Below are 12,567 nucleotides of genomic sequence, written 5' to 3'. Positions count from 1 at the left end.
TGGGTTTCCTTTCGTCCATGCCCGCGAAACGAATTCGTCTCAACGCTTTCGACATGGCCGTCACGGGCCATCTCGCCCCCGGCGTGTGGACCCATCCCGACGATCAGGCCCATCGGTACAAGGATCTCGAATACTGGACCGAACTGGCGAAACTGCTGGAGCGCGGTAAATTCGACGGCCTTTTCCTCGCCGACGTCCTCGGCGTCTACGACGTCTACCGCGATTCGCGGGATCCCGCGGTGGGCACGGGCACGCAGGTCCCGGTGAACGATCCGCTGCTGTCGGTTTCGGCGATGGCCGCGGTCACGAAGCACCTCGGGTTCGGCGTCACGGTTTCCCTCACCTACGAACAGCCGTATGCCCTGGCGCGCAAGTTCACCACTCTCGACCACCTGACCAAGGGCCGGGTCGCCTGGAACATCGTGACGTCCTATTTGGACAGCGCGGCGGTGAACCTCGGCCTCGACCAGCAGATCACCCACGACAACCGGTACGACATCGGCGAGGAGTTCCTCGAGGTCACCTACAAACTGTGGGAGTCCTCCTGGGAGGACGACGCCGTGCTCGCGGACAAGTCCACCGGCCGGTACGCCGATCCGGACAAGGTCCACCCCATCGAACACAAGGGGGAGTACTACTCGGTTCCCGGCGTGTTCCTCGCCGAGCCGTCGCCACAGCGGACACCGGTGCTCTATCAGGCCGGGACGTCGACCAAGGGGCGCTCCTTCGCCGCCAAACACGCCGAAGCGGTGTTCATCATGGGCCATTCGACCGACGTCGTCGGCCGGAACGTGGCCGACGTCCGCCGTCAGGCCGCGGACTTCGGCCGGGATCCGGAGAGCGTCAAGTTCTTCGCGCTGGTGACCCCGATCGTCGCCGAGACCGACGAGGCCGCGCAGGAGAAGTTCCGCGACTACCTCGGCCGGGCGAGTTACGAAGGGGCGCTCACCCTGTTCGGCGGCTGGACCGGCATCGACCTTTCCGGCTATTCGCCGACCGAAATCCTCGAACACGTGCACAGCGAGGCGATCCAGTCGGTGGTGGAGAACTTCTCCAAGGCCGATCCGACGCGGACCTGGACGCCGGAGGAGATCGGGAAGTTCCTCGGCATCGGCGGACTCGGCCCGGTGATCGTCGGCTCGCCCGCGACCGTGGCCGACGAACTCGAGCGGTGGATCGACGAGGCCGACGTCGACGGCTTCAACGTCGCCTACGCGACCACGCCGGGCACCTTCGCCGACTTCATCGACCTCGTGGTGCCTGAACTGCGGCGGCGAGGGCTGGTGTGGGAGGACTACGAGGGCGACACCCTGCGGGAGAGCATCTACGAACCGGGCCAGGTGCGGCTGCGTGACGACCACCCTGGCGCCCGGTACCGGCGGGTTTAGTCCTCTGGTTGCGGTCCGGGCCTCAGGACTCGGTGACGAGCTTGCCGATCTCCTGGTCGAAGTCGAACCACTCCGGCTCGGAACCGGCGGGCACGACGTCGTAGGTGCGGTCGAGGAACTCGGCCAGTTCCTGCGCCTGCGCTTCGAGGACCGCGCAGCCGTCGGGTGCGCTGAGGGCGAAGATCACGATCGAGGTGTCGTCGGCCGGGCTGATGATCACGTCGCCCTCACCCGATGGAGTGAGGAGGCCGTCCGCGAGCAGGTCACGGCCGAACATCCAGCGGACCGTCCCGCCGCCCGAGTGGTAGGCCACCACGACGGCGTAGGGATCTTCGGGGTCGTACTCGAGGTCGGCGTTGACGGGGAGGGGGTCCGCACCGAAAGTGCGCAGGCCGAAGACGATCGTCCCCCGGATGAGGTCGTTTTCCTTGTCCAACGCTTCAGCCCCTTACGTTCGGTTGCTGTTGATCTTCAGCTATTGATAACGCAATGTGAAGCCTTTTCGTGACCCGAGTCGACAACTTTCACACGTTCGGCTGAGAGCTGTGTCTCACGTGCTCACGGACGGTTCCGGCCGTGCACGTGCGGTGAGCAAGCGGGAAATGTGATCATTCGTGCAAAAGAAAGAGATTCCGCACGTGCATATTCCGGTGAATGAAAATAGCCAACCATTCGGCGGAGTGAATCGGTAATTCTCGCGGTTAACATCATCCTGCGTCGTTCAAGTATTTCTCGGAGACCGGCGTGGATCCGTCCTGGACCTCGGCGAATTGGATCGTTGCGGATCGGGAGGGGACTGACAATGGGCGTACGAATCACCGTCGCCATTCCAAGAGAAGAGCCGGTGCGGCGTGACGCGGTTTACGGGCCGCGGCGGCGAGCCGTTCCGGGACGAGTGCCGGCCCCGTCCGGCGCCGGTACCGAACCGGCGGTGCCGCGCGTCCAGGGGCGCCGCCGTGATTGACCGGCTCCCGATGCGTGTCGGGCGGGCCGACATCGATCGGCTGGAGGGCGTCATCGCCGCACTCCGGGCGCGCGACTATCGGGAAGGCGGCGGGTCCTGCCGGGAACTGCTGCGGGTGCTGGAGCCCTACGGAGCCGCTCTGCGACGGGGAATGATGTCCGAGACGCAGGCCCGGCGCCTGGCGGGCGTGGTCGCGGATCTGCACAACCTGCAGGGCTGGACGGAATTCGACTCCGGCCGCCCGATCAGGGCGGAGCGGCACTTCCGCCGTGCGCTCGAACTGGCGGCGGAAGCGGGCAACGACGACCTCACCGCCAACATCCACTACCGGCTCGGCCGGATGTACCTGCATCACCGCTCGCCGGCTGAGGCGCTCGAACAGTTCGGTAAGGGGCAGCTCGCCGCACGCAGGGCGGGAAGGCCGCTTTCGCAGGCGATCCTTTCGGCGAACGAGGCATGGGCCTACGCGCTCCTCGGTGACGTCCGCCAGGCGCTGGACAAGCTTTCCCTTGCCCCGGAACAGTTCGCCAATTCCCTCGGGGACACCGTCCCGTCGTGGTCCGCCTTCTTCGCGGCCAACGACCTGGCCGCGATGATCGGCACCGTGCGCACCGAACTCGCCAGGCTCGTCGACGTCCGCCACAGCCGGGAGGCCATCCCCGCGCTCACCGAGGCCATCGAGGGCTACGGCCCGGACATGGTCCGCAGCCGGTCGCTGACGATGATCTGGCTCGCCGTCGACCACGCCTTGGAAGGCGACCTCGATCGCGCGGCCGAGGTCGGCCTGTCCGCGATGGAGATCGCCGGCGGAATCCGTTCCGCGCGGACGCGGGACCGTTTACGGCCGCTGTCGGAATGCGTGCGGAAGCGGGTCGGCGATATCAATGCGCGGGATCTTCTTGACCGGATCGCAACATTTCGCGCCAGCGCCTGAGCGCCGGGGAATAGGTGGAGGAATGACCGGATCAATTTCACCGGGCGTAGGCTCGCGGACATGAAACGGACTTCGTTCGCGCAGTGGCCGTGCTCGATCGCGCGCACCATGGACCTGCTCGGCGACTGGTGGACGCCGCTGGTCCTGCGGGAGGCGTTCTACGGGATCCGCAGGTTCGACGAGTTTCAGCAGGAACTCGGCATCGCGCGGAACACCCTCGCCGACCGGCTGCGCCGCCTGGTCGGCGAGGGGTTGCTGGAGAAGCGGGCCTACCAGACCGACCCGGTCCGTTACGACTACGTGCTGACCGAGAAGGGCGCGGATTTCTACGGCGTCCTCGCCGCGATGTCGCGCTGGGGCGACCGCTGGCTCGCCGAGGAAAGCGGGCCGCCGATCACCCTCCACCACGACACCTGCGGGCACGACACGCACGCGGAGGTCGTCTGCGCGCACTGTGCCGGGCCGCTCACCGCCGAGAACACGCGGGCACGGCTCGGGTCCGGCTACCCGCCGAAGCTCGCGAACCGCCCCGACGTGGTGCGCCGCTTCGCCGCGCAGGAGGGTTTGACAAGGTAAGTCCATCTACGCAACTATCGAGGTCACGAGCACGGGAGGGCGACCACGATGGAGTGGACGGGCGCCAAGTACGCCGACAGGCCGACGGTCGAGGTCGAGGCCTGGGTCGACGCCGACCCGGAGCGGGTCTGGTCGATCGTCTCCGACGTCCGGCTGATGCCGGAGATGAGCGGGGAACTCCAGTCGGTCGACTGGTGCGACGGCGAGGACGGTGACGCCGCGGTCGGCAGGCGGTTCGTCGGCCGCAGCAGGCACGACGCGCTCGGCGAATGGGAGACGACGTCGCACGTCGTCGAATGCGACGAGCCGCGCGTGTTCACGTGGGCGGTGCACGACCCCGAGACGCCGACGGCGTTGTGGCGCTTCACGCTGGAGGCCGAGAACGGCGGTACGAAGCTCCGGCAGTGGATGCAGCTGGGGCCGGGGCGGTCCGGCCTGTCACTGGCCATCGACCAGATGCCGGACAAGGAGGAGAAGATCGTCTTCGTCCGGCTGCGTGAATTCGAGAACGCGATGACCGGGACCCTCGCCGCGATCAAGGAGCGGGCCGAGGCGGCGCGCGCGTGATGCGGACGGCGACCACGGTCGAGGCCTCGCGCGGCTGGCGGGAGACGCTGGATTTCGTGCTGGAGGCGGAGAAGCTCGGTCTCGACGACTGCTGGGTCGCCGAAGCGTGGGGTTCGGACGCTCCGTCGGTGCTCGGGTATCTCGCCGCGCGGACCGAGCGGATCCGGCTCGGCTCCGGGATCATCCAGCTCGGCACGCGGAGCCCGGTCGCGATCGCGCAGGCCGCGCTGACCCTCTCGATGCTGTCCGACGGCCGGTTCGCCCTCGGGCTCGGCGCCTCGGGGCCGCAGGTGATCGAGGGCCTCCACGGCGTTTCGTTCGCCCGGCCGCTGACGCGGATGCGGGAGACGGTCGCGATCATCCGTCAGGCGTTCGCGGGGGAGAAGATCTCGCACTCCGGCAAGGAGTTCGAGATCCCGCTGCCGGGTGAGACCAGGCCGATGCGGCTGTCGACGACGCCGAATCCGGACATCCCGATCCACTTGGCCACGCTCTCGCCGAAGTTGCTGGAGCTGACCGGTGAGATCGCGGACGGCTGGCTGGGCACCAGTTTCGTCCCGGAAGGGGCTCAGGCCTACTTCTCACATCTCGACGCAGGTCTCGCGAAGGCGGGCCGGACGCGGGCGGACCTGGAGGTCTGCCAAGGCGCCGAGGTCGCCTTCGCCCGCGACGAGGACGAGTTGCGGGGGATGGTCGCGGGCCGCAAGGCCGAACTGGCGTTCAGTCTCGGCGGGATGGGTTCGGCGAAAACGAACTTCTACAACAACGCCTACAGCAGGCAGGGCTGGGCCGAGGTCGCGGCGGCGGTGCGCGAGCGCTGGCAGTCGGGCGACCGCGAAGGCGCCGCCGCGCTGGTGACCGACGAGATGGTGCTCGGCACGACGCTGATCGGCACCGAACCGATGGTGGCGGAGCGGCTGCGCGTCTGGCGTGACGCCGGGGTCGACACGGTCCGGCTGTACCCGGCGGGGGAGACGGTCGCCGACCGGCTCACCACCCTCGGCCGCGCGCTGGACCTGGTCCGCGCCCTGGGGTGAGGAGTTGGCCCGAATGCCCGCGCCGGTTGAGGTGACCGGCCGAGTGCGGGCGGCCGCGCCTGCTCCAAGCGGGTAGAACTTGTTTCACTTTTGCCTCCGGCTGGAGAACATGACCTCGCTCGATCGCCACGCGAGGAGGCCCCATGAAGCCCGACCCCCGACTTTCCCGGCGCCAGGTTCTGCGCGGCAGCGCCGGGCTCGCGCTCGCTTCGGGCCTGCCGTTCGCCGGGACGGCCACGGCGAGCGCCGCGGTGATCGGCGAGTACGACGTCGTCGTGGTCGGCGCGGGCGCGGCGGGGATGACCGCCGCGCTGACGGCGGCCAAACGCGGGCTCAGCTGCGTCGTACTGGAGAAGGCGGCGAAGTTCGGCGGTTCGGCGGCCCGCTCGGGGGCGGGGATCTGGATTCCGTGCAATTCGGTGCTGGCCGCGGCCGGCGTCCGTGACACCCCGGACCAGGCCGCGCGGTACCTGGCCGCCGTGGTCGGCCCGTCGATCCCCGCCTCGCGGCAGCAGGCGTTCCTCGCCAACGGCCCGGCGATGCTCTCGTTCGTGATGGCCAACAGCCCGCTGCGGTTCCGGTGGATGGAGGGCTACAGCGACTACTACCCGGAACTGCCCGGCGGGATGCCGGACGGCCGCTCGATCGAACCGGACCAGCTCGACGGGAACGTCCTCGGCGCCGAACTGGCCAACCTGAACCCGCCTTATCTCGCCACGCCCGCGGGAATGGTCGTCTTCAGCGCCGACTACAAATGGCTCGCGCTGGCCGCGGTCAATCCGAAGGGTGCCGCGGTGGCCGCCGCCTGCCTCGCCCGCGGCACCGCCGCCGCGCTCGCCGGGCAGAAACCGCTCACCATGGGCCAATCACTGGCCGCGGGACTGCGGGCCGGGCTGCAGCGCGCCGGTGTGCCGGTCTTGCTGAACACGCCGTTGACCGATCTCGTCATCGAGAACGGGAAGGTCACCGGAGTGACCGTCGCGGGTGGCGTCGTCAAGGCCCGGCGCGGTGTCATCGTCGGCTCCGGCGGGTTCGAGCACAATGCCGCCATGCGGGCGGTGTACCAGCGCCAGCCGATCGGTACACAGTGGACGGTCGGCGCCCGGTCGAACACCGGAGACGGGATCCTGGCCGGAAAGCGGGCAGGCGCGGCACTGGACCTGATGGACGACGCCTGGTGGGGCCCGGCGATCCCGCTGCCCGGCGAGCCGTACTTCTGCCTCGCCGAGCGGACCCTGCCCGGCGGGCTGATGGTGGACGCGGCGGGCAAACGGTTCGTCAACGAAGCGGCGCCGTACAGCGACGTCGTGCACACGATGTACGACCGGAACCCGACTTCGCCGACCATCCCGGCGTGGCTGGTCGTCGACCAGCATTACCGCAACCGGTATCTCTTCCGCGACGTCGCGCCGCTGCTGCCGCTTCCCGACGAGTGGTACTCGGCGGGCGCGGTCAAGAAGGCGTGGACCGTGGAGGCGCTCGGCAGCGCGATCGGTGTTCCGTCGAAGGCGTTGCGCGCCACGGTGAACCGGTTCAACGGACAGGCACTGTCCGGTGTGGACAGTGACTTCCGGCGGGGCGCCAGCGCCTACGACCACTACTACACCGATCCCTATGTCCTGCCGAACTCGTGCCTCGCCCCGCTCTGGGAACCGCCGTTCTACGCGTTCAAGATCGTCCCGGGCGACCTCGGCACCAAGGGCGGGATGCGCACCGACGCGCGGGCGCGGGTCCTGCGGGCGGACGGTTCGGTCATCTCCGGCCTGTACGCCGCCGGGAACGCCAGCGCGGCGGTGATGGGCCCCAGCTATGCGGGAGCCGGGTCGACGATCGGCCCGGCGATGACGTTCGGGTACGTCGCGGCGAACGATCTCGCCGATCACCCGTGAGCTGAAGGGGCCCTTCGCCGCATGTCACGCGGTGAAGGGCCCCTTCGTCGCGTCAGATGCGGGTATGGCGTCCTTCGGCTCCCCCTCCGCTAAGGTGAGACGTTCGCGTGGCATCAAGGGCTGGGGGGTCCGCCATGGTCGTCAAACGTTCCTATCACCATGGGGACCTTCGTCGTGCGCTCGTCATGGCCGCGCGTGAGGTGCTCGTCGAGCGGGGTCCCGAGGGGGTGAGCCTGCGCGGCGCGGTCGCGAAGGTGGGCGCTTCCACCGCGGCGCCGTACCGCCATTTCCGCGACAAGGACGCGCTGCTGGTGGCCGTCGCGCTGGAGGGGCACACCGAATTGCAGGCCGCTTTGCGGGGCTGCGGCGCCGGGACGGTGACCGCGCTCGGACATTCCTACCTCGCCTTCGCGCTGGAGAATCCCGCGTTGTACCGGTTGATGGCGGGGGCCGGGATCGGCGACCGCGCCGCGCATCCGGAACTCGCCGAGGCGCACCGGGAGACGTGCGCGGTGCTGGCCGGGCGAGTGGGGGAGCGGAGCGATCCGGGCGGCTTCGCCGTCACCCTGTGGTGCTTGCTCCACGGGCTGGCCACGCTCGTGATCGACGGTCACGTCGAGCGCGGCTCCGCCGTCGCGGAGGCCGAGCGCAGTCTCGCGTTGCTGAGCGGCGGCGCGGTCGGGACCGCGGACGCGCGTCCGTAGACGACCTTCCCCAAGTACAGGAAGGACCCCTTCACTGCGCTAGACGCAAGGAAGGGGGCCATCACGTACTTCGGGTGGACAGGGCACGACCACCTCACCCGGCCCGGTTCGGTTGCGAGTACTCGGCGAGCGCGGCGCTGAAGGAACGCGCGGTGCGCGCCAGTCCGGCGACCGCCGAAAGCGGGTCGCGCCGGGCGGGCAGGACGGCGGCGAGTGCCGCGCCGACCCGGCCGTCCGGAGTCCTGATGCCGACGGCGGCGCAGCCGAGCCCGGCCGTGATGGTCTCCGATTCGGCCGCGTACCCGGCCGACCGGATCTCCAGCGCGTCGGCGTCCGGTTCCGCGAGTGCGGCGTGATGGGCGGCGAGGAGCCGTCCGGCGGCGGTCCCGGGTGGCAGCGGGCTGCCCGGCCACACGGGGACGTCGTCGGAGGGCAGGACGGCGCCCGCCGCGACCAGTGCGCGGCCCTCCCGCGGGACCACGAGCACGAGGCTGACGCGCATCCGCGCCGAAAGCACCGGCAGCCACTCCTTGGCCAGGTCCCGCAGTTCGGGCTGCCAGAACCGGCCGAGCCGGAACACCCGCGAGCCGATCCGGTAGTTGCGGTCCGCACGCTCGACCGCGCCGAGGTCGGCCAGCTGTTCGAGGAGCCGGTGCACGGTGGTCTTCGGGAGCCCGGTGGCCCGCACGAGCTGGGTCAGCCCGGCCTGCCCGCCGTGCTCGTTGAGCGCTTCGAGCAAGGCGAAGGCGCCTTCGAGCACTCCGCGTCCGCCAAGGGGTTCTCGCATCGCCGCCCTTTCTCGAGATCAGGCCACACCGAAGAAGTAAAGTGCGTCCCCAGCCGTCCGGGATACGAACTTTCGGGCAGCCGATGGGGTGGGGTTCCGCTGAACGGCCCAGCCCCCGACGTGACCGACACCGCGACGGAAACGACCGTGCCGGGTCCTGCGTCCCGGCGCGTTCCTGGCATGCTGGCAAGGTTCGCGCGAACACCACAGCTCCAGGGGGACGTCGATAATGGAGGAGATCCGCCGCCTCGCCGACCGGTTCGATCTCATCGAGCCCGTCGGTGGTGGCTCGATGGGCACCGTGTGGCGGGCGCGCGACGACAACCTGGAGCGCACGGTCGCGGTCAAGGAACTCCTTCTGCCGCACGGACAAGGGGAGCAGAAGGCGGACGAGGCCAAGAACCGCGCGCTGCGCGAGGCCAGGATCGCCGCCCGGCTGGTGCATCCGCACGCCATCACCGTCTTCGGCGTGATCGACGAGCAGGACCGCCCGTGGATCATCATGGAGTACCTCCCCTCGATCAGCCTCGCGGACAAACTGCGCGAAGGGCCGATGGAGGTCGACGACGTCATCCGCCTCGCCATCCAGTTGTGCTCGGCGCTGGCGGCCGCGCACCGGGCGGGCATCGTGCACCGCGACATCAAGCCCGGCAACGTCCTGCTCGGCGAGGACGACACCGTCAAGATCACCGACTTCGGGATCTCGCGGGCGATGGGCGACGTCCAGCTCACCGCGACCGGCGAAATCTCCGGGACGCCGGCGTTCCTGGCGCCCGAGGTCGCCCGAGGTGAGGACGCCACTTCCGCTTCCGACGTGTTCTCGCTCGGCGCGACGCTGTACACCGCGCTCGAAGGCGGCACGCCCTACGGCACGGCGGAGAACCCGATCGCGTTGCTGTACCGCGCGTCGAGCGGGGAGATCACCCCGCCGGTCAAGTCCGGCATCCTGACGCCGCTGCTGACCCGTCTCCTCGACGTCCGGCCGGACAGCAGGCCGACGATGACCGAGACCGAGCGGGAGCTGCGGGCCCTGGCGGCGGGGGATCCGACGACGCTCGTCGCCGAGGAGCCGCCACCGAAGGCGCGCAAGGGCATGCTGATCGGCGTACTCGCCGGGTTCCTGGTGCTCGCCGCCATCGCCGCGGCCGTGGTCGTCGTGCTCACGCGCGGCGAGGACACCCCGACGGACGCGGCACCGCCGCCGGCCTCGCAGTCGCAGGCCGTCACCCCGCCGCCGTCGACCGCCGCCGAACCGCCGCCGTCCTCTTCGGCGCCTCCGTCGTCGTCACCGCCCCCGGCCACGTCGTCTTCGGCTCCGCCGCCTCCGGCGCAGACGCCCGGCCAGGCGCTTTCGGCGTACTACTCGCTCATCCCGGGGAATCTCCAGGCCGGGTTCGCGACGCTGACCGACAACTTCAAGCGCACCAAGAACCAGAGCTTCGAGCGCTACTCGAACTTCTGGAAGGACTACCGCGGGGTGGCGGTGTCGAACGTCGTCGAATCCGGGAACACGGTGTCGGTGACGCTCACCTACACCAGGGCCGCGGGCGGGACCATGACGGAGAAAGCGACCTTCGTCATGGTGCAGCAGGACGGGCGCTACCTCATCGATTCCCAGCGCTGAGGCCGAGCTTCCCGGCGAGGCGCTGAAGCCAGGCTTCGACCTCCTCGGGGGACCGGTCCGGGAGGCCGAAGATCGTCTCGGTGACCCCGGCCGCCTCCAGTTTGGCCAGGTTCTCCGGATCCGGGCGGACGCCGAGCGCCGAAATCTCCGGCTCGCCGGAGCGGCCCTCTTCGCGCCAGATCTCGCGCAGGCGCCGCGCCTTGTCCTCGATGTCCGTGTCGCCCGGGGTGGTGAGCCAGCCGTCGGCGGACCTCGCGATCCAGCGGAACGTCTTCTCCGTCCCGCCCGCGCCGACGATCACCGGGATGTGGGCTTGCGCCGGTTTCGGCCACGCCCAGCTCGCGCCGAACGAGACGAACTCACCCGCGTACGAGGCTTCGTCGTCCGTCCAGAGCGCGCGCATCGCCTCCAGGTACTCGCGCAGGACCGTCCGCCGCTTGCCGCCGGGGACGCCGTGATCGGCCAGTTCGTCGACGTTCCAGCCGAAGCCGACGCCGAGGGTGACCCGCCCGGCCGAGAGGTGATCGAGGCTGGCGATCGTCTTCGCCAGCGTGATCGGATCGCTCTCGACCGGGAGGGCGACCGCCGTCGCGAGCCGGATCCGCGTGGTCACCGACGCCGCCGTGGCCAGCGCGACCCACGGGTCCAGCGTGCGCAGGTAGCGATCGTCGGGCAGCGACGCATCGCCGGTGCGCGGATGCGGGGCCTCCCGTTTGACCGGGATGTGCGTGTGTTCGGGCACGTGGAAGGCGTCGAAGCCCGCGGCCTCCGCAGCCTGGGCGGCGGCCGCCGGAGTGATGCCCCGGTCACTGGTGAACAGCACTATCCCGTGTCTCACAGCCGGTCACATTATTAGAACGTGTTTCAGTTTGCAACCGTTGCATGCAGCGTGACCGGCAGTGCGTTCAACCGCCAGGTGCCCGGATCCGGGATCCGCAGCAGGCCGTCGGCGAGCGCCAGATCGGGAAAACGGCGCAGTAGCGCGGTGAGCGCGACTTCGGTCTGGACCCTGGCCAGCGAGGCGCCGAGACAGAAATGCGGTCCGTGCGCGAACGCCAGGTGCCAGGCGGGCCCCGCCGCGCGCCGGATGTCGAAGACGTCCGGTTCGGGGAACGCCCTCGGATCCCGGTTCACCGCGGCGATCGCGACGGTGACCGGTGCTCCTTCGGGGATCGCGACGTCGCCGATCCGGACGTCCGTGGTGGTGATGCGGGGGACCGTCAGGAGTTGCGGGCTGCACCAGCGCATCAGTTCCTCGACCGCGCCGGGCATGAGAGCCGGGTCTTCGCGGAGCTCGGCCAGCTGCGCGGGGTGGGAGAGCAGGATCTCGACGGCGTTGGCGATGAGGTTGCCGGGCACCTGACCGCCCAGGACCAGTTGCCAGACCAGGGCGACCAGTTCGGTTTCGCTGAGCCTGTCGCCGTCTTCGGCCTGGATCTGAAGAAGTTGCGAGACGACGTCCTCGGCGGGCTCGAGCTTCCGTTTCTCGATGGCGGCGAGCGAGTCCTCGACGATCGCCGGGACCGCCTTCGAGAGTCCCGGGCCGTCGCCCGCCGCGACCATCGTCCCGTACTCGCGCCAGCGTGGGCGGTCCGCTTCGGCGATGCCGACCAAGGCGCAGATCACGTCGACCGGAAGCGGGCGCGCGAAGGCCGTGACCAGGTCGATCCGCTCTTCTCCGGCGAGGCTGTCGAGGAGGTCGTCCACGAGCCGCTCGATCCCCGGACGGAGCGCGGCGGCCTTGCGCGGGGTGAACGCGGGGGCCACGAGGCGCCGGAGCCGGACGTGTTCCGGGCCTTCGACCTCCTGCATGCTCCGCATGTACGGACGGCAGTGCTCGGGGATCTCCATTCGCTGGTAGCTGGCCGGGCTCAGCGCGAAGCGCGGGTCGCTCAGCATCTTCCGCGCCTCTTCGTGGCGCAGGATCGCCCACATTTCGAGCCCCGGCGCGACGAGCTTGGCGATCGGGGAGCGCTCGCGGACCGGGCTGTACGCGGTGAACGGATCGCGCAGGACCTCAGGGTCGGTCAGGTGGATCTCGGGAACGTCGGACAAGAGGGCTCTCCCAGTTCGGATGTTCAATTCAGATGTTCTCAT

Annotated in this window: 12 protein-coding genes; 8 read left to right on the top strand and 4 right to left on the bottom strand. The window is 69.6% G+C overall.

Features of this window, described 5'->3' with window-relative positions; genetic code table 11:
* Positions 1-17: 17 nt before the first annotated feature.
* Positions 18-1,388, top strand: a complete 1,371-nt coding sequence (locus ACLJRM_RS05805) for an LLM class flavin-dependent oxidoreductase (RefSeq protein WP_101606973.1) — start codon at positions 18-20, stop codon at positions 1,386-1,388.
* Between the two features lie 22 nt (positions 1,389-1,410).
* Here the strand turns inward: ACLJRM_RS05805 and ACLJRM_RS05800 are convergent, their stop codons facing one another.
* Positions 1,411-1,824 carry an SsgA family sporulation/cell division regulator gene (locus tag ACLJRM_RS05800; RefSeq protein ID WP_101606974.1) on the bottom strand — a complete coding sequence of 138 codons (414 nt, stop codon included), beginning with the start codon at positions 1,822-1,824 and terminating at the stop codon, positions 1,411-1,413.
* 538 nt (positions 1,825-2,362) lie between these two features.
* Here ACLJRM_RS05800 and ACLJRM_RS05795 point away from each other — a divergent pair.
* The 6 genes from ACLJRM_RS05795 to ACLJRM_RS05770 all read left to right on the top strand — a co-directional run bounded on the left by ACLJRM_RS05795 (position 2,363) and on the right by ACLJRM_RS05770 (position 8,059).
* Positions 2,363-3,286, top strand: a complete 924-nt coding sequence (locus ACLJRM_RS05795) for a tetratricopeptide repeat protein (protein ID WP_101606975.1) — start codon at positions 2,363-2,365, stop codon at positions 3,284-3,286.
* A 60-nt stretch (positions 3,287-3,346) separates the two neighbouring features.
* Positions 3,347-3,862 carry a winged helix-turn-helix transcriptional regulator gene (locus tag ACLJRM_RS05790; RefSeq protein ID WP_101606976.1) on the top strand — a complete coding sequence of 172 codons (516 nt, stop codon included), beginning with the start codon at positions 3,347-3,349 and terminating at the stop codon, positions 3,860-3,862.
* A 48-nt stretch (positions 3,863-3,910) separates the two neighbouring features.
* The gene (locus ACLJRM_RS05785) at positions 3,911-4,429 is read left to right on the top strand and encodes an SRPBCC family protein (protein WP_410662491.1); all 519 of its coding nucleotides are present in this window, start codon (positions 3,911-3,913) and stop codon (positions 4,427-4,429) included.
* Entirely contained in the window at positions 4,429-5,466 is a 1,038-nt protein-coding gene (locus ACLJRM_RS05780) for an LLM class flavin-dependent oxidoreductase (RefSeq protein WP_101606978.1), read from the top strand. The genes ACLJRM_RS05785 and ACLJRM_RS05780 overlap by 1 nt, the downstream gene beginning before the upstream one ends.
* Positions 5,467-5,609: 143 nt before the next feature.
* Entirely contained in the window at positions 5,610-7,355 is a 1,746-nt protein-coding gene (kstD, locus tag ACLJRM_RS05775; protein ID WP_410662490.1) for a 3-oxosteroid 1-dehydrogenase, read from the top strand.
* 134 nt (positions 7,356-7,489) lie between these two features.
* Positions 7,490-8,059 carry a TetR/AcrR family transcriptional regulator gene (locus tag ACLJRM_RS05770; RefSeq protein ID WP_410662489.1) on the top strand — a complete coding sequence of 190 codons (570 nt, stop codon included), beginning with the start codon at positions 7,490-7,492 and terminating at the stop codon, positions 8,057-8,059.
* Positions 8,060-8,153: 94 nt separating this feature from the next.
* On the opposite strand, the gene ACLJRM_RS05765 is transcribed toward ACLJRM_RS05770, so the two are convergent.
* Positions 8,154-8,846 carry an IclR family transcriptional regulator gene (locus ACLJRM_RS05765; RefSeq protein WP_101606981.1) on the bottom strand — a complete coding sequence of 231 codons (693 nt, stop codon included), beginning with the start codon at positions 8,844-8,846 and terminating at the stop codon, positions 8,154-8,156.
* Positions 8,847-9,075: 229 nt separating this feature from the next.
* On the opposite strand from ACLJRM_RS05765, the gene ACLJRM_RS05760 reads away from it, so the two are divergent.
* The gene (locus tag ACLJRM_RS05760) at positions 9,076-10,470 is read left to right on the top strand and encodes a serine/threonine-protein kinase (protein ID WP_101606982.1); all 1,395 of its coding nucleotides are present in this window, start codon (positions 9,076-9,078) and stop codon (positions 10,468-10,470) included.
* Here ACLJRM_RS05760 and ACLJRM_RS05755 read toward each other — a convergent pair.
* Positions 10,451-11,308, bottom strand: coding sequence for an LLM class F420-dependent oxidoreductase (locus tag ACLJRM_RS05755; protein ID WP_410662488.1), 858 nt, complete (start codon positions 11,306-11,308; stop codon positions 10,451-10,453). The genes ACLJRM_RS05760 and ACLJRM_RS05755 overlap by 20 nt on opposite strands.
* A gap of 26 nt (positions 11,309-11,334) precedes the next feature.
* Positions 11,335-12,525, bottom strand: a complete 1,191-nt coding sequence (locus ACLJRM_RS05750) for a cytochrome P450 family protein (protein WP_101606984.1) — start codon at positions 12,523-12,525, stop codon at positions 11,335-11,337.
* Positions 12,526-12,567 lie beyond the last annotated feature (42 nt).

Source organism: Amycolatopsis sp. lyj-84, assembly GCF_046549075.1.
Classification (GTDB): Bacteria; Actinomycetota; Actinomycetes; order Mycobacteriales; family Pseudonocardiaceae; genus Amycolatopsis.
The sequence above is the reverse complement of the archived record's forward strand: the minus strand, read 5'-3'. Positions and strand labels throughout refer to the sequence as shown.

Bases quoted from the DNA above. Each gene is read 5' to 3' on its own strand.
- kstD (WP_410662490.1), top strand. From the start codon at position 5,610: ATGAAGCCCGACCCCCGACTTTCCCGGCGCCAGGTTCTGCGCGGCAGC.
- ACLJRM_RS05790 (WP_101606976.1), top strand. From the start codon at position 3,347: ATGAAACGGACTTCGTTCGCGCAGTGGCCGTGCTCGATCGCGCGCACC.
- ACLJRM_RS05780 (WP_101606978.1), top strand. From the start codon at position 4,429: ATGCGGACGGCGACCACGGTCGAGGCCTCGCGCGGCTGGCGGGAGACG.
- ACLJRM_RS05805 (WP_101606973.1), top strand. From the start codon at position 18: ATGCCCGCGAAACGAATTCGTCTCAACGCTTTCGACATGGCCGTCACG.
- ACLJRM_RS05760 (WP_101606982.1), top strand. From the start codon at position 9,076: ATGGAGGAGATCCGCCGCCTCGCCGACCGGTTCGATCTCATCGAGCCC.
- ACLJRM_RS05770 (WP_410662489.1), top strand. From the start codon at position 7,490: ATGGTCGTCAAACGTTCCTATCACCATGGGGACCTTCGTCGTGCGCTC.
- ACLJRM_RS05795 (WP_101606975.1), top strand. From the start codon at position 2,363: ATGCGTGTCGGGCGGGCCGACATCGATCGGCTGGAGGGCGTCATCGCC.
- ACLJRM_RS05765 (WP_101606981.1), bottom strand. From the start codon at position 8,846: ATGCGAGAACCCCTTGGCGGACGCGGAGTGCTCGAAGGCGCCTTCGCC.
- ACLJRM_RS05785 (WP_410662491.1), top strand. From the start codon at position 3,911: ATGGAGTGGACGGGCGCCAAGTACGCCGACAGGCCGACGGTCGAGGTC.